Below are 16,252 nucleotides of genomic sequence, written 5' to 3'. Positions count from 1 at the left end.
CAACCACCACCACCGAACATAAGACGCTGCCCCATCGGACCTGGCTGGCTTGTCACTCCAACCCGGATCCACCGTTATTCAGACACTCCCCCGGTCCACGGTTGTTCAGACGCTCCGATTTACTTGAGTCTCTGAGCCCAGGTGCGCTCAAGCCAGATGCGGTGCTTAGGAGGAGGCTCATGTGCGGTGTTAATTTCGAGGCACTCGATCGGTTGGCAGTTCACGGACTATGCGGCAGGACGTATGACTGGGGGCAGAGCGGAAAGCAAGGTTTGCCGTGATTGCGGGCGCTGCCCGCCCGCGTGACGGTTATTCTGTGGTCTCCGTGCCGCAGGTGCCGAAGCACGGCAGCAGGGCCACCCACAGCGCCGACTACGCGAGCAGGCAGCCTATAGTGGTGGCTTACAGTAGGGGCCGCAGTCCTACAACCACGGTGGCGTCCAACTCATCAGACCTGGCAATGCGAGGCGTCAACCCACCCTGGGCCACAGCTGTTGCAGTCAGCTTCGCTTGGCGTCGGCTCGTTTCGATGAGCAGGTGACCTCCGGGCCTAAGCCATGTACGCGCTGCGGCCGCTACCTTCCGCTGGATATCGACTCCGTCCGGCCCGCCGTCGAGGGACACCGTCGGCTCGTGGGCGCGGGCTTCGTGGGGCATGCTGCTGATGGACTCCGTGGGCACGTAGGGTGCGTTGACGGCGAGGATGTCTATGTTCCCTCTAATTCGAGCGGGCAGAGCCGAGTACAGATCGCCTTCATAGACGCTGCCGCCGACGGGATCAACATTTCGCTGCGCACAGCGCACCGCAACAGGGTCGACGTCGGAAGCGTGCAGCTCGATGCCCGTCACGAGTGCCGCCAGCGCCCTGCCTACAGCTCCCGAGCCGCAGCAAAGGTCCACCACGACCGAGCCCTCGCCGGAGCCCCGATCGCCAGCAAAAGGCGCCGAACGGCTGCCTTTCGAACTTGCCGGCGTTGCCCCTGCCGCGGTCACAGAAACCGCGGACTTCGCTCTCAGGAGCGCGGCGGCTTCGCGGACCAGGAGTTCCGTGCGGCGGCGAGGAACGAAGACCCCGGGCTCCACTGCAATCCGCAGACCGCAGAACTCCGCCCAGCCCAGAATGTGTTCGAGTGGAAAGCCCACAACCCGCCGCTCGACGGCTGTGGCCAGCTCCGCTGGGGTGAACGGGGCAGCAAAAAGGAGTTCGGCTTCGTCCTCGGCGAAGACACAGCCTGCGGCGCGAAGCTGGGCGGTGACGGCAGAACGGGAAAGAGATGGATGCGCAAACGGCATGGGAGCGTCCTTCGGTTGAAAGATGGGCACTCCGCGCATCGGCTAGCCCCGGCGGTCCGGACGGCGGCGGGCAGGGAGAACCCCGACTGGCATTGCGCTAATGGTTCTCACCTCCCCTGGCTCTCCAAAGCGGCGCACACTTCGACGCTTGCGAATCTTCATGTTAGCTGACCCGGAACCGGGCAGTCGTTGGCAAGATGGAGCCATGACGCCCAGCGAAAACCACCCGCTCATCTGGACCGGCTCGTACACTGCTGACAGCGGTGGGAACGGCGCCGGCATCGGAGCCATCTCGGTGGCTCCTGACGGAACCCTCATCTGGCGCGGCACCGCTGCGAAGGCGGATTCGCCGTCGTTCCTGGCCGCGCATCCCGCCCTGCCCGTGGTCTACGCCGTCGGTGAGAGCGTGCAGTCGGTGCAGGCGTATCGCCGACGCGGCGAGTTCGGCCTGGAAGCCTTCGGCGAGCCGTGGCCTGCCGGCGAGGCTCCCTGCCATGTGGCCGTCGATCCCCGCAGCAGGTTTCTTGTTGTTGCCTGCTGGGGCGACGGGCAGGTGCTGCTCTACGAACTGGATGACGACGGCGCCATCACCGCCCGCTTCTCAGCGGCACCTTCTGCGGATCCCTACGACGGCGGCCGGCCAAGCCGTGCCCACGCCGGCCTGATGCTCGCCAACGGCCGAGTCATGACCACGGACCTGGGTCACGACCTGCTTCGGGTGTGGCAGTACCTCCCCGAGGCTGGTCTGTCACTGGATCACGAGGTGCTACTTCCCAAGGACAGCGGCCCCCGCCATCCGGTGCAGCATGCCGACGGAACCGTATTCGTAGTCTCCGAGTACTCCATCGAGGTTTTTGCCGTGCGGGCCGCGTCCGGCACCGGACGGTTCGAGCTCGTCGGCGAAGGTCCGGCAACGGCGGGCGGAGCCCAGGAAGGCGATTCGGCAGCGGAGATCGCCCTCTCCCCCGCCGGGCACCATGTGTATGTAGGAGTTCGCGGTTCCAACCGGATCTGTGTGCTGGAGGTCCACGCAACGTCGGGGCAACTTCGCCCTGTCGCGGACTATCCGAGCGGAGGCGATTGGCCCAGACATCACTTGGTCCGCAACGGCTGGCTTCACGTCGCCCATGAGCGTTCCCACGACGTGACAACTTTCCGGCTTGACCCCGAATCCGGTTTACCCGGCGACGTGCGCCACCGCTTGGTGGCGGGTTCCCCTACGGCCTTGGTTGTGGCAAGCTAAACCGAATCGACAAACCCAATACAGGATTCGTCACTCCTATTACGGGAGTGCATAAACCGTTGTAATGATGGCTTCTGAGGCCTGGGCAGGTCGTCACGCAGGTCACCCGGCTGGACCGGGACAAGCAGAGTCGCTTCGCGGAAGGTTTTCAGCCATGTTCACCAACCCTGTCCAATTCCTCTTGCGCACGCGTGCAGACGCGGGCCCGTCTGGCCTCCCACGTGCCGTCGCGGCCGCAGCATCCGCCCTGGTTCTCCTGGCGGCCGCCGCGCTTCCCGCCCAAGCGGCACCGGGCGCAAAGGGGCCCGGGTCGCCATCAGGTGACCGGCCGCCGTCGGGCCTTCATGCCCTGCGGGCCCCGGTCACGGACGAGAACTTCTACTTCGTCATGGCGGACAGGTTCAGCAACGGTGACGCGGCCAACGACGACGGCGGACTCGGTCCGGATCCGATGGTGTCCGGCTTCGACCCCAAGCGCAAGGGCTTCTACAACGGCGGCGACCTGACCGGCCTGCTGGACAAGATCGACTACATCCAGGGGCTGGGAACCACATCCATCTGGCTGACACCAAGCTTCAAGAACAAGGCCGTGCAGCCGGAGGACAACTCCGCCGGCTACCACGGTTACTGGGTCACGGACTTCACCCAGATCGACCCGCATCTGGGCACCAACGCCGAACTCAAGAAACTCATCGATGAGGCCCATGCACGCGGCATGAAGGTGTACTTCGACATCATCACCAACCACACGGCGGATGTCATCGGCTACAAGGAAGGCGCCCGCACCGGCTACGTTTCCAAGGACGAGGCGCCCTACCGCACGGCAGCGGGCGTGGCGTTCGATGACCGCGATTACGCCGGCAAGGCGGACTTCCCCAAGCTTGACGCTGAGAGGTCCTTCCCCTACACGCCGGTCCTGGACCCGGCAGAGAAGAACCTCAAGGTGCCGAGCTGGCTCAACGATCCCACGCTCTACCACAACCGCGGGGACACCACCTTCGCCGGTGAGAACTCCTCTTACGGCGACTTCTTCGGCCTGGACGACCTGTTCACCGAGCACCCCGCCGTGGTGAAGGGAATGACGGAGGTCTACGAAACATGGATCAAGGATTTCGGCGTGGACGGCTTCCGCATCGACACCATGAAGCACGTGAACGACGAGTTCTGGCAACAGTTCGGCCCGGATGTCCTCAGCTATGCGAAAGCGCAGGGGAAGGACGAGTTCTTCATGTTCGGCGAAGTGTTTGACACTTCCAAGAGCTTCACCTCCCAGTTCACCACCCGCGACAAGATGCAGGCGGTGCTGGACTTTCCTTTCCAGGAGGCTGCCCGCAATTTCGCGTCCCGCGGCCAGAATGCCCGGCAGCTGGAGACGTTCTTCGCCGGGGACGACTGGTACACAGACGCCGACTCGAACGTGTATGAGCTGCCCACCTTCCTGGGGAACCACGACATGGGCAGGATCGGCAGCTTCATCAGCTCGGACAACCCGGACGCGGACGACGCCGAACGTGTTGCCCGCGACGGGCTCGCCCACGAGCTGATGTACTTCTCGCGTGGAAACCCGGTGGTCTACTACGGCGATGAGCAGGGCTTCACCGGCCCCGGCGGAGACCAGGACGCACGCCAGACACTGTTCGCGAGCCAGGTGCCCGATTACCTCGACGACGATCTGCTCGGCACCGATGCTACCCACGCCACCGACAACTTCAACACCGGGCACCCGCTGTACGGCAAGATCAGCGAACTCGCCAAGCTGACGAAGGACCACCCGGCACTGCGGAACGGTGCCCACCAGCACCGTTACGCGTCGGACGGCCCCGGGATCTACGCGTTCTCGCGCACCGACGCCAAGGACCAGCGCGAGTACGTGGTGGCGCTGAACAACAGCGAGCAGCCCCGGACGGCGTCAGTCCCCACCTACATTGCGAAGCGCGCCTACAGCCTGGTCTACGGAGACGCCGCGGCCGAATCCAAAACCTCGCCTGAAGGCAAGCTGACCGTCACGGTTCCGCCGCTGTCCGCCGTGGTCTACAAGTCCTCCGGCCGCATTCCGCACTCGAAGGCGGCCCCGGCTATCTCGCTGCAGGCACCGGCTGCGGCGGCAGCCGGTGCCACGTCGCAAGGTGACAATGGCCGGATGCAGGTAACGGCCGACGTCGACGGCTCGTCGTTCTACGAGGTCACCTTCCAGGCGAAAACGGCTGGCGGGGACTGGGAGTCCATCGGCACCGATGACACTGCGCCTTACCGGGTCTTCCACGATGTTGCGGGGCTCAAACCCGGGACGGCGTTGAAGTATCGGGCAGTCCTCCTGGACAACGGGGGCCACACGTCGGTCAGCAGCCCGCGCACCGCCACCGTGCCCGCGCCGGTGCTGACCATCCAGCAGCCCAAGGAAGGAAGCACCGTTCAAGGCACTGCGGAAGTTGTTGCCACCGCCGATCCGGAAAAAGCCAGCCACGTGGTGGGCTTCGAACGGAGTGTGGCCGGAGGTCCCTGGACGGCCATCGGATCGGATGATGGTTCATCCCCCGATTACACCGTGGTTGATGACGTGGCTGCACTGAACCTCGCCGACGGTACCAAAGTGAGCTACCGGGCGACGATGAGCGGCCCTGGCTTCAAGGTGGCCAGCGGCGTGCGGACCGTGGTGGTAGGAGCCGCCCCGCAGCCCCAGTCGGTCACTGTTGCAGGCAGCCTGAACAGCGAGATGGGCTGCCCGGACGACTGGCAGCCGGCGTGCACGTCGGCGTTTATGACATTCGATCCGGTTAACCGCGTCTGGAAGCTGACCGCGGACATGCCCGCGGGCACCTATGAGTTCAAGGCGGCCATCAACGGTTCCTGGGACGAGAACTATGGCCAGGACGGGGCGCCTAACGGTTCGAACATCGTTTTGAACCACGACGGCGGCCCGGTCACCTTCCGGTACAACCACACCACGCACGTGATCACGGCCAGCTGAGGCGGCCCGGCTTTCGCGCGCAGGCCCACCGTCCGGCCGCAGACTACCCGCGGATCGATTCCTCTACCGCCGCCAGGAGGGAGTTGAACCGGTCGTTCCCGTCCAGGCTGTCGATCAGCACGGAGTCACCGTCGGAATCGGCCAGCGGAACCTGCCAGTTGGGGTACTGGGCAGACGTTGTCCCCGGCTGGTTCTGCACCCTGCGCTCCCCCACGGCGTCCACGAGTGCCACGCCAAGCAGTACGGACGGGGTCTGCGCCAGCAAGCGGTGCAGGGCCTCGATCCGTTCCTCCTCCGTACCGGCGCCATCGGCCGGGAGCAGCCCGCGCTGCCGAAGCAGCAGCATCATCTTTTCGAGCGTCGCGTTGTGGTCGATGCGCTCCTCCTCCGCTGACCGCTCCAGCAGCCCCAGCCCGCTGCGAAGCGTCACGTGGTCGCCGGCGAGGTAGCCCGCCGTCGGCGGAAGGTCATGGGTGTTCACGCTGGAGAGTGCCTGCAGACGGTACTTTTCGGGTGCGAGCGGAGCATCGCCGTCGTTCTCAAACCACAAAATGGAGGTCCCCAGGATGCCGCGGGCGGCAAGGTAGTCGCGGACCCACGGCTCAAAGGTGCCCAGGTCCTCCCCGATCACCACGGCGCCGGCACGCTGCGCCTCAAGCGCGAGGACGCCGATCATGGCGTCATGGTCGAAGCGGACGTAGGCCCCGTTCTCCGGAGAGTTGCCCGCGGGCACCCACCAGAGGCGGAAAAACCCCAGAATGTGGTCAACCCGGATCCCGCCCGAATGCCGCAGAATCGTTGCCAGCATCTCGCGGAAGGGCCGGTAGCCGGCCTCGGCCAGGCGGGTGGGATGCCATGGCGGCTGGTGCCAGTCCTGCCCCAGCTGGTTGTACATGTCCGGGGGCGCCCCGACGCTGACGCCGGAGGCAAGGACTCCCTTAAGTGTCCAGGCGTCGGAGCTTTGGAGGTCCACCCCGACGGCGAGGTCATGCACGACTCCGAGGCGCATTCCGGCGCGCTTGGCTGCGGCCTGGGCGAACTCGAGCTGTTCATCGCAGAGCCACTGAAGCCAGCGGTGGAAATCGATCCGGTCCGAAAGTTCGATCCGCAACTTCTCCACGAGAGGAGAGCCCAGGGCTGCCGCAGGATCGGTCCAGAACGGATCGCCGGCGTCGATATCTTCCCGGATGGCGCACCACAGGGCGAAGTCATCCAGCCCGGTCCCGGCCCCGCGGCAAAATTCCCCGAATGCACGCTGCCGGGAGGGCGAACGGCGGACCCCGTAGAGCAACTCCAGCGCAGCCAGCTTGGCGCCATACGCCGTGTCCCGGTCCAGCCGCGAGGAGTCGTTGTTCAGTTTCCGCGCCTGCTTCATCAGGCCGTGGACCACAGCCTGCTTCTTCGGCTTCAGGTACGCCAGCTCCGGAATCGACTCGATACGGAGGTAGAGCGGGTTGAAAAAGCGGCGGGTGGACGGTGAGTAAGGCGAAGGCTCCACCGGAGGCACGGGGTCAGCCGCGTGAAGCGGGTTCACGAGCACGTAGTCGGCGCCGCGGGAACCGGCAAGCGCCGCAAGCTCGGCCAGGTCGGCGAAGTCGCCCACACCCCAGGACCGCTTGGACCGCGCCGAATACAGCTGCGTGGCCAGGCCCCAGCCGCGGCGCTCCTCGAGCGGCGCGGCAGTGGTCAGCCTCGACGGAACCACCACAAGGGTGGCCTCGGCAACCTTGCCCTCCGACTCCGCGCGAAGCGTGTGCCAGCCTTGTCCGGTGTTCGCCGGCATCTCAAAGGTTGCGCGGCCGGTAGTCACGCCGTCGACATCGCGCGGCTCTATCCAGATGTCCTGCTGCGGGGCATCGAGCTCACGCCCGTCCTCGGTAATGACGCTGACACGGACGGCGGAACCGTTCCTGACGTGCACCGGCACCTGGACGGGTGTCCCTTCCTGAACCACGACGGCGGGAGGCAGCATCCGCCGCCACGGCGCCAGTTCCGCTTCGGCCAGGGCATGCTCGATGAGCTGGTCGGTGTGGGCCTGGACCCCAAGGGCCGCCAGGACACGGATCAACGTTGCGGGTGCAACTTCGTGCGGAAGCCCGTCCCAGCCCTGATAGGTGGTCCCCACGCCGTGGGCGTCTGCGAGCCAGTGCAACAGCTCGGGGCTCACGGAACCGGTGCCAGCTGGGGCGGCGGCTGCTTCGGCGTCAGCAGGGGCGGAGCCGGCTGCTTCGGCGTCAGCGGAACTGCCGGGCGCATGGACTCCCGCTGCCGGAGTAGCAGCAGATGGATCTGCTGCTACTCCGGAACCTGGCGCTTGCTGCTGGCTGGAAGCCTTCATTGATGTCCGCCTCGTCTGCTTAGATCGGCCAAAACTTGCAGTGCTCCCGTTGCGACCGGCGCTATTCGGCTGCCAGGCAACGCTTGGTTCCGATTATTGCAGGGCGGGGAGGGACAGGGGCCACACCCACGGACGGCCGGGCGGGGCGCCCGGCACCCCCAGGCCGCTCTCAAGCGACTGCGGGCCCGTCAGCACAGGTCGGGGCTACCGCGGAATCAGCCGGCAGCGCACGCCTTCTGCAGCTGTTTCACCGATTCGCTGGGCACTTCGTCCCCGGCTTGGGCGATCTCTTTCAACGGGGCGGTGATCTCGGACGGAACCCCCGCGGTATCGGCACCGGCCACGAGTCCGGTGAGCGCGGCCTTGTCCGAGGCGCTGACGAGGCCGTCCTTCAGCAACGCGCAGATCTGGCTTTTGACTTGGTCTGCCGCGGCGTTGGCAACTCCGGACGCGGCCGAGCTGGCCGCATTCTGCACGGCCTCCTGAGCTTGGCCGCACCCCGCCAGAAGCAGCAGCGTGGGAACCATGGCGAGAGCGAGGAGACGTCGTTTCATGCTTCCCACACTAACAACCGGCCGCCTCGGTGTGCGCCGCGGCCGAACAGTCCGCGTGGACAACGGTGTCAGATTTGAACGGGCGCCGATGTGTCAATGGGAGTCCTTGTAAATCCGTTGACTTGTCTCGTGGACTTAATTTAGCGTTCCACACACTGACAACGTTGTCTTGGATAAAGGCACGCGCAATGAAGGGCGACCCCAGCGAAATGCACAGCAAAAAATCTCGAATAATGCAGACATGTTCTGCCCTGACTCTGGTGGGACTCACCCTGGCCGCGGCACTGGCCGGGGCGGGTCCGGCGTCGGCTGCGGAGGCAGTTGGAGACGAGCAGTACAGGCCAGCGATCCACTTCACGCCTCAACAGAACTGGATGAACGATCCCAACGGGATGGTCTACTACAACGGCGTTTACCACCTGTTTTACCAGCACAACCCATCGGGAAACACGTGGGGGAACATGTCCTGGGGCCATGCCACGTCCACAGACCTGGCACATTGGAAGGAGCAGCCGCTGGCCATCCCCACCGATGACCAGCAGGACATTTTCTCCGGAAGCGTGGTGGTGGACAGGGACAACACATCCGGCTTCGGTACCGCTGCAAACCCACCCATGGTGGCCGTCTTCACCAGCGCCTACAAGGATGCCTCGCCGTATAGAGGACTCCAGGCGCAGTCGCTCGCCTACAGCCTGGACCAAGGTCAGACCTGGACCAAGTACAGCGCCAACCCGGTACTCAACCGCAACTCCGCGAACTTCCGCGACCCCAAGGTCTTCTGGTACAAGTCCCCAACCGGCGGCGGCTACTGGGTGATGGCCGCCGTCGAGGCCACCGAGCACAAGGTGCTCCTGTACAAGTCCGGCAACCTCAAGGACTGGGCGCTCCTCAGCGAGTTCGGGCCGGCGAACGCCACGGGAGGGCTCTGGGAATGCCCCGACCTGTTTCCCTTGGCGGTCGACGGTGATCCCGCAAAGGTTAAGTGGGTCATGGTGGTCAACATCAACCCGGGCGGCGTGGCCGGAGGCTCAGCCGGCCAGTACTTCGTGGGCAACTTCGACGGGACCACTTTTAAGTCGGAGTCAACCAAGGCCAGCGACTCGCTGCCGGCCGGGACGTCCCTGGCCGGCTTCAACGACGGCACTTACAACGGCTGGACAGCAAACAACGAGCCGGGGAACTGGAAGAACGGGCCGTTTGCGGACGCCCCGGCCGGCGGGGCACTAGCTGGGCAGAACGCCGTCACCGGCTTTGCCGGCGCCGGCCTCATCAATTCCTTTAACGACGGCGACTGGCCCTTGGGCTCGATGAGCTCACCGGCGTTCACCGTGAACAGCGATTACCTCAACTTCCTTGTGGGCGGCGGGCAGCATCCGCGTATCTCGGACAAATTGGACAACACGCCACCTCCCGGCGACTTGCTGTTCAGCGGCTTCGAGGTCCCTGACGGAACCACCCTGGCCGACGCCGGCTGGACCGGTACGGCGGATCTGGCCCCCGCGTTCCAACCCTCAACAGCAGGCGGGGACTTCTACATCGGCGCCAAGCGCATCAACACGTTCGACACCGGAGGCGCACCCGGTGACGACAGGCAGGGAACCATGACATCGCCGTCGTTCACTGTGTCCCGGAACTTCATGAGCATGCTCGTGGGAGGCGGGCACCGAGACGCAGGGTCAGGACAAGTGCTCGAGGTGCAACTGCTGGTGAACGGCACCGTGGTGCGGACTCTCTCCGGTGACGACGCCGGCGCCCTCAACTGGAAAGGCTGGGACGTCTCGGCGTTTGCCGGGCAGACCGCGCAGCTCAGGGTCGTTGACCAGGCCACAGGCGGCTGGGGGCACCTGACGCTGGACCACGTCATGCTCACCGACCAGGCTGCCGTTCCCCGCTCCGACGAAACCACTGTCAACCTCGTGGTCGACGGGAAGGTTGTCCGCAGCGCCACGGGCGCCAACAGCGAAGTCCTTGACTGGGAGTCCTGGAACGTCTCTGAGTTCAAGGGGCGGCAGGCGAGCATCCGGGTGGTGGATAACAACCGGTTCGGCTGGGGCCACATTCTTGCCGATGAGTTCGTGGCGTCACCCCGGCCCGCCACGCCCCGGCTGCAGACCTATGACTGGCTGGACTACGGCAGGGACTACTACGCGTCCGTCTCCTTCGGCAACATGCCGCAGGACAAGCGCATCATGCTCGGCTGGATGAACAACTGGGACTACGCCAACAGCATTCCCACGTCGCCGTGGCGGAGCGCCATGTCCCTACCCCGCGAGGTTGCCCTCACGCAGACCGCCGCCGGACCCCGCCTGACCCAGAAGGCCGTCCAGCAGGTGGACGCCCTCGGCACAAGGGTGAGCTACGCCGAAAAGAAGGCACGGAGCATAACCCCAGGCACCCAGGCCCTGCCGCCAGCAGCCTGGGGCCAGGTCCAAAGGATCGACGTCACTCTCGCGCCCGGCACGGCCGCGAAGGCGGGGATCACCGTGCTGGGCAACGGCAATTCCTCCACGGTCATCGGCTATGACAGGGCGGCGGGCGAGGTGTACGTGGACCGGCGAAACTCCGGAAATACCGCCTTCCACCCGCTCTTCGCGTCGGTTGACTCGGCGCCCGTCAGCCTGGATGCCAGCGGCAACGTGACCCTGCGCATCTACGTTGACCGGTCATCAGTGGAGGTATTTGCGCAGAACGGCCTGCGGACCGTCACCGACCAGGTCTTCCCCGAACAGGGAGCCAGCCAAGTGTCGCTGTTTGCCGAGGGGGGCACCGCGCAGTTGAAGTCCGTGTCCGTCACGCCGCTGAGCAAGTCGATGTTTGTCCCGGCGCCGACGGTCAAGAAGAACCGCCGGTAGCCGAACCGCGGCAACGGCCGCGGCCGGGCGGGAAGCTGCTGCAGAGGAACCACCGCCGGCCGCACTCGAGAAAGGGCTGGGATTCCTGATCCGCTCCAAGCAAAACGGCCGGTGCCCGCATCAGATGCGGGCACCGGCCGTTTTTGCTCACTCCTCCGTGCACATCCTTCGGGCTGTGGTTCCAGGCTTCAGCCTTTGCGCGTGACCCTGGGGTTCAGGTTCGGGCCGTGACTCAGGGTCTTCGGCTTTCGGGCGGGACCCCCGTCTTCACGCGACCGGCTGCAGCCAGGTCAGGACCGAGCCGTCCTCCTCGATGTGGTCCGCGAGTTCCCCGTTGAACCGGGCGCCATAATCGGCGCTGATGTGCTCCTGGAAGGCGGCATCGTCGTCGTACACCTCGAAGACGAAGTACTCCCGGGGGTTGGTTTCCCGGGTGTACGGCAGGAACAGTTGGTTGCCCGGTTCTCGGCGGACGTGGTCTGTCAGTTCGCGCATCATTTCCGCTACCCGGTCTTCGCTTCCGGGCTTGACGGTAAATTCTGCGTACAGCGTTTTGGTCATGGTTTTCTCCTCTTCAAGGTTCGGTACGGGTGGTTGAAATCGTGACGGATCAAGGGCGGACCGGCAAAGAGCGGCCCGGTTCAGTGCGGTGGGCGGAGTTCCCCTGATCCACGCTCAATGAGCTCCGACGGAACAACGTACGTCTGCGGGGCCCGTTCATCGCCGTCGATCCTGGCCAGGAGCCGCTCTGCGGCGAGCTTCCCGATTCTCTCGGGATGTTGGGCAATGACGGTGATGCCGGGATCCATCATGTCCGAAAGGGTGAAGTCGTCGAACCCTACGAGTGCCACTTTCCTGCTGGCACCGAGCTCCTTGAGGGCACGCATGACACCGAACGTGATGAGGTTCTGGCTGGAGAAGATGGCGGTGGGCGGATCGTCGGACCTGAGCAGCTCAAGGGCCGCCTGGCGGGCTGACTCCTCGTTGTGGAGGCCTTCGAGCACCGGAACGGAGGACGTCGCGATGCCGGCCCGGCCGAGTTCCTCAATGAAACCGCGCCGGCGTTCGCGGGCCGTCTGGATGTCTGTGCGGTCACCCAGGTAGGCAAGCTTCCTGTGGCCGTGTGCAATCAGGTGGCCGGCGGCCGTGGCGGCTCCGACAGCGTTGTCCGTCACCACGGCGTCCGCCTCAATGCCCACCGGTTCACGGTCGATGAAGACCATGGGCAGGTCGCGTGAGTGCTCTGGAATGACGTAAGACTGGCTCTTCGCGATGGGCGTCAGGACCAGGCCGTCGACACGCCGCCCCAGGAAAGCTGCAACGAGGGCCTTCTCCCGTTCCGGGTCGTCATCGAGGCTGGCGGCGAAGACCGCAATGCCTCGGGCGGTCAGGGAGTCCTCCAGGGCGCGGTGAATCTCGCCGCTGAAGGGGTTGGACACGCTTGGCAGCAGGAGACCGATGGAAAGGGTCTGGCGACCGGCCCGGCGAAGGCTTCCCGCTGCCATGTCCAGCTGGTAATTGAGCTGCTGGGAGGCGCCGAGTACGCGCTGGCGGGTTGCCTCGGACACCCCCGGTTCATCGTTCATCACCCGCGAGACGGTTTTGATGCCGACGCCGGCCAGTGCCGCGACGTGGCGCATCGTGGGCCGGTTCTTTGTCGCTTCAGGTTGGTAACGATTAGACACCGTTGTCATTGGCTGGTCCTTCATCATCGAAATTTCTCTTGACTGTACCCCGTGATCTTGATTACATGATGCATGACATCGTTGTCAGGCACCAGAAGTGCCACGAAACCAGGAGATTCAATGTTGAGTTCCAAAGCCCCGCGGACAGTCGCCCACCGCCTGCTTGCCATCGGTGCAGTCCTGACCCTCGGCACGCTCAGCCTCACCGCTTGTGGCGGGAGTTCCCCATCCACCTCGTCGTCCGGAAGCTCTTCGGCCGAGAAGGTCGGTGTGTCCCTGATTGTTAAGACCACCTCGAACCCGTTCTTCGTTTCCATGCAGGATGGTGCAAAGAAGGCCGCCGAAGCCGACGGTGTGGACCTGAAGCTCGCGGCCGGCAAGGCCGACGGCGACGAGGAGACGCAGATCCAGGCCATCGAAAATGCAATCTCCAAGGGCGACAAAGGCATCCTCATCACCCCCAACGGCCCTTCCGTCGTGGATGCGCTGAAGAAAGCCAAGGACGCCGGCCTGTTCGTCATCGCCCTGGACACTCCGCCGGACCCGGCAGACGCCGCCGACATCACTTTCGCCACCGACAACTTCGCGGCAGGTGAACTGATCGGCAAGTGGACCGCCGCGCAGCTGGCCGGCAAGAAGGCCACCATCGCGCTGCTGGACCTGTTCGATGACAAGGTTGTCTCGGTCGACTACAACCGGGACCAGGGCTTCCTCACCGGCCTGGGCATCGACACCGCGGACAAGAAGAAGAACGGTGACGAGGCCAAGACCGGCAAGTACACCGGCGGCAAGGGCGGCGACTACGAGATCGTGGGCAGCCAGGCAACCCAGGGCGCCGAAGACGGCGGCCGGACCGCCATGGAAACCCTCCTCGCCAAGAATCCGAACGTTAACGTGGTCTACACCATCAACGAGCCGGCTGCGGCCGGTGCCTTCGAGGCGCTGAAGTCCGCCGGCAAGGAAAAGGACGTGCTGGTGGTCTCCGTTGACGGCGGCTGCTCCGGCGTCAACAACGTCAAGGCCGGCGTCATCGGCGCCACTGCCCAGCAGTACCCGGTGAAGATGGCGGAACTGGGCGTCAAGGCCATCGTTGAGCTGGCCAAGACCGGCAAGAAGCCAGCCAACTCAGAAGGACTGGACTTCTATAACACCGGCGTCGAACTCGTCACGGACAAGGCCGCCGACGGCGTCAAGAGCATCACCACGTCCGACGCCGCCAAGATCTGCTGGGGCAAGTAGCCCGCGTGAACCTCACACCGCGGGAAGGTGCTGAAAATTCAGTATCTTCCCGCGGTTCACAGCAGGAGAATTGACTGCAGAAGCAGCAGCCGCCGCACCGGCCCCGGCCGAACCAGCCCCAGCCCCAGCAGGACCTTGAAGTTCAGGAGCAACAGTGACCCAGCAACAGACCGCAGGCCCGCCCACCGCAGGGCATGCAGACCCCGCCGAGGAATTCCTCGACCGCCAGACCCCGCTAAGCCGAATCCGCAACATCCTCCACCGCTATCCCGCACTAAGCCCGGCCATTGTCCTGCTTGTTGCGGTGGTGGTCTTCGGGCTCCTCAATGAGAGGTTCCTGCGGGTCGAGAACCTGTCCCTGATCACCCAGCAGGTCTCGGTGGTAGGAACCCTCGCAATCGCCCAGACCCTCATCATCCTCACGGCCGGCATCGATCTCTCGGTGGGCGCCGTCATGATCCTCTCCTCCATGGTGGTGGCACAGCTGGCCGTCGGCAGCGGCACGCCCGCTCCGCTCGCTCTGCTCCTCGGCCTCGTCGTGGGTCTGGCGGCGGGGGCGCTGAACGGTTTCCTGGTCACCAGGTTCCGGCTCCCTCCGTTCATCGTCACGCTCGGAACGCTGAACATCTTCATCGCCGTGACGCTTCTCTACTCCGGCGGCTCCACAGTCCGCGGCTCGGCCATGCCCGGCCTGCTGACGTGGATGGGCAGCACGTTCCCGGTCGGCCCAGTGCGGATCTCCACCGGCGTGGTCATGATGCTCCTGCTCTACATCGCGGTCGCGTTCATCCTCGGCAAGACCGCCTGGGGCCGGCACGTCTACGCGGTGGGCGATGACAAGGAAGCCGCCCGCCTGGCCGGTATCCCGGTGAACCGGGTCCTGATGAGCGTTTACCTCGCAGCCGGGGCCGTGCTGGCCGTCGGCGCGTGGATCCAGATCGGCCGCACGAACGCAGCCAGCCCCAACGCCGGCGTGGACCTGAACCTCGACTCCATCACCGCCGTCGTCATCGGCGGAACCAGCCTCTTCGGCGGGCGCGGCTCCATCTGGGGCTCCCTCCTCGGGGCGCTGATCGTCGGGGTGTTCCGCAACGGCCTCTCGCTGGCGGGCCTCGATGTGCTCTACCAGACCCTCGCCGTGGGCGTCCTCATCATCCTCGCTGTGTCGATCGACCAGTGGATCCGAAAGGTGAAATCATGACCGCCACAGAATTCCAGCCGGCCAAGACCGAGGTCCGCCAGCCGATCCTGCAGGCCAGGAACCTCGTCAAGACCTTCGGCCGCGTGGTGGGCCTGGACGGCGTCAGCCTCGACCTGTACCCGGGCGAAGTCCTGGCGATCATTGGCGACAACGGCGCCGGAAAATCCACGCTCATCAAGTGCCTCACCGGGGCCGAGGTCCCTGACTCGGGCGAGTTGTTCGTTTCCGGCCAGCAGGTCCACTTCAAGCGCCCGCAGGACGCCCGCGTCCACGGCATTGAAACGGTCTACCAGAACCTTGCCGTGTCACCGGCACTCGACGTCGCCTCCAACCTGTTCCTGGGGCGGGAAGAGCGGGTTCCCGGACCGCTGGGTAAGATCTTCCGCGTCCTCGATACCAAGGGAATGCGCCGCAAAGCCAAGGAAGAGCTGACCAGGCTCGGCATCTCCACGCTCCAGGACGTGACGGTGCCGGTGGAAAACCTCTCCGGCGGCCAGCGCCAGGCTGTCGCCGTGGCCCGCGCCGCGGCGTTTGGCTCCAAGGTGGTTGTGCTCGACGAGCCGACAGCAGCCCTGGGTGTGCGGGAATCAAACCAGGTCCTGCAGCTGGTCCGGGACCTCCGGGACAGGGGCCTGCCGGTCATCCTGATCAGCCACAACATGCCCCACGTGTTCGACGTGGCCGACCGGATCCACATCCAGCGCCTGGGCAAGTGCGCGGCCACCATCACGCCGCAGTCGCACAGCATGACCGATGCGGTGGCAATCATGACGGGTGCGGCCACCGCCTAGTCCGGAAGTGCACCACCGACTCTCCCCCAACTCCGTCCGCGGGCCTGCACCAGGTCCGCGGACGGCTCCATGAAAGGCCCCCCAATGC

The 16,252-nt window shown here is 65.2% G+C and carries 11 protein-coding genes; 6 read left to right on the top strand and 5 right to left on the bottom strand.

Features of this window, described 5'->3' with window-relative positions; all coding sequences use genetic code 11:
- Nucleotides 1–402: 402 nt before the first annotated feature.
- Nucleotides 403–1,293: a putative protein N(5)-glutamine methyltransferase gene (locus LQ144_RS21605; protein WP_230121302.1), complete on the bottom strand. Its 891-nt coding sequence runs from the start codon at nt 1,291–1,293 to the stop codon at nt 403–405.
- 205 nt (nt 1,294–1,498) lie between these two features.
- Here LQ144_RS21605 and LQ144_RS21600 point away from each other — a divergent pair, with 205 nt between their 5' ends.
- Both LQ144_RS21600 and LQ144_RS21595 read left to right on the top strand, forming a co-directional pair.
- Nucleotides 1,499–2,536, top strand: coding sequence for a beta-propeller fold lactonase family protein (locus tag LQ144_RS21600; RefSeq protein WP_230121301.1), 1,038 nt, complete (start codon nt 1,499–1,501; stop codon nt 2,534–2,536).
- Nucleotides 2,537–2,690: 154 nt separating this feature from the next.
- A complete protein-coding gene (locus LQ144_RS21595; RefSeq protein ID WP_230121300.1) occupies nt 2,691–5,504 on the top strand; it encodes an alpha-amylase family glycosyl hydrolase in 2,814 nt (937 codons plus the stop codon).
- A gap of 43 nt (nt 5,505–5,547) precedes the next feature.
- On the opposite strand, the gene malQ is transcribed toward LQ144_RS21595, so the two are convergent.
- Nucleotides 5,548–7,842 carry a 4-alpha-glucanotransferase gene (malQ, locus tag LQ144_RS21590; RefSeq protein ID WP_230121299.1) on the bottom strand — a complete coding sequence of 765 codons (2,295 nt, stop codon included), beginning with the start codon at nt 7,840–7,842 and terminating at the stop codon, nt 5,548–5,550.
- Nucleotides 7,843–8,057: 215 nt separating this feature from the next.
- Nucleotides 8,058–8,396 carry a hypothetical protein gene (locus tag LQ144_RS21585; RefSeq protein WP_230121298.1) on the bottom strand — a complete coding sequence of 113 codons (339 nt, stop codon included), beginning with the start codon at nt 8,394–8,396 and terminating at the stop codon, nt 8,058–8,060.
- 233 nt (nt 8,397–8,629) lie between these two features.
- On the opposite strand from LQ144_RS21585, the gene LQ144_RS21580 reads away from it, so the two are divergent.
- Entirely contained in the window at nt 8,630–11,248 is a 2,619-nt protein-coding gene (locus LQ144_RS21580) for a GH32 C-terminal domain-containing protein (protein ID WP_230121297.1), read from the top strand.
- Nucleotides 11,249–11,515: 267 nt separating this feature from the next.
- Here the strand turns inward: LQ144_RS21580 and LQ144_RS21575 are convergent, their stop codons facing one another.
- Entirely contained in the window at nt 11,516–11,809 is a 294-nt protein-coding gene (locus tag LQ144_RS21575; RefSeq protein WP_230121296.1) for a putative quinol monooxygenase, read from the bottom strand.
- Nucleotides 11,810–11,889: 80 nt separating this feature from the next.
- Nucleotides 11,890–12,888 (bottom strand): LacI family DNA-binding transcriptional regulator, encoded by a 999-nt coding sequence (locus LQ144_RS21570; protein ID WP_230121303.1) that lies wholly within the window; start codon nt 12,886–12,888, stop codon nt 11,890–11,892.
- A 165-nt stretch (nt 12,889–13,053) separates the two neighbouring features.
- Here LQ144_RS21570 and LQ144_RS21565 point away from each other — a divergent pair, with 165 nt between their 5' ends.
- The 3 genes from LQ144_RS21565 (at nt 13,054) to LQ144_RS21555 (ending at nt 16,164) form a co-directional block, all read left to right on the top strand.
- The gene (locus LQ144_RS21565) at nt 13,054–14,172 is read left to right on the top strand and encodes a substrate-binding domain-containing protein (RefSeq protein ID WP_230121295.1); all 1,119 of its coding nucleotides are present in this window, start codon (nt 13,054–13,056) and stop codon (nt 14,170–14,172) included.
- A gap of 154 nt (nt 14,173–14,326) precedes the next feature.
- Nucleotides 14,327–15,373, top strand: coding sequence for an ABC transporter permease (locus LQ144_RS21560; RefSeq protein ID WP_230121294.1), 1,047 nt, complete (start codon nt 14,327–14,329; stop codon nt 15,371–15,373).
- A complete protein-coding gene (locus LQ144_RS21555; protein ID WP_230121293.1) occupies nt 15,370–16,164 on the top strand; it encodes an ATP-binding cassette domain-containing protein in 795 nt (264 codons plus the stop codon). Before LQ144_RS21560 ends, LQ144_RS21555 begins: the two co-directional genes overlap by 4 nt.
- Nucleotides 16,165–16,252: the final 88 nt, after the last annotated feature.

This window comes from Arthrobacter sp. Bi83, assembly GCF_918698095.1.
GTDB lineage: Bacteria > Actinomycetota > Actinomycetes > Actinomycetales > Micrococcaceae > Arthrobacter.
Note: the sequence above shows the minus strand (reverse complement) of the source record. Positions and strands in the feature narration are given on the sequence as shown.

Bases quoted from the DNA above. Each gene is read 5' to 3' on its own strand.
- LQ144_RS21605 (WP_230121302.1), bottom strand. From the start codon at position 1,293: ATGCCGTTTGCGCATCCATCTCTTTCCCGTTCTGCCGTCACCGCCCAG.
- LQ144_RS21600 (WP_230121301.1), top strand. From the start codon at position 1,499: ATGACGCCCAGCGAAAACCACCCGCTCATCTGGACCGGCTCGTACACT.
- LQ144_RS21595 (WP_230121300.1), top strand. From the start codon at position 2,691: ATGTTCACCAACCCTGTCCAATTCCTCTTGCGCACGCGTGCAGACGCG.
- malQ (WP_230121299.1), bottom strand. From the start codon at position 7,842: ATGAAGGCTTCCAGCCAGCAGCAAGCGCCAGGTTCCGGAGTAGCAGCA.
- LQ144_RS21585 (WP_230121298.1), bottom strand. From the start codon at position 8,396: ATGAAACGACGTCTCCTCGCTCTCGCCATGGTTCCCACGCTGCTGCTT.
- LQ144_RS21580 (WP_230121297.1), top strand. From the start codon at position 8,630: ATGCAGACATGTTCTGCCCTGACTCTGGTGGGACTCACCCTGGCCGCG.
- LQ144_RS21575 (WP_230121296.1), bottom strand. From the start codon at position 11,809: ATGACCAAAACGCTGTACGCAGAATTTACCGTCAAGCCCGGAAGCGAA.
- LQ144_RS21570 (WP_230121303.1), bottom strand. From the start codon at position 12,888: ATGCGCCACGTCGCGGCACTGGCCGGCGTCGGCATCAAAACCGTCTCG.
- LQ144_RS21565 (WP_230121295.1), top strand. From the start codon at position 13,054: ATGTTGAGTTCCAAAGCCCCGCGGACAGTCGCCCACCGCCTGCTTGCC.
- LQ144_RS21555 (WP_230121293.1), top strand. From the start codon at position 15,370: ATGACCGCCACAGAATTCCAGCCGGCCAAGACCGAGGTCCGCCAGCCG.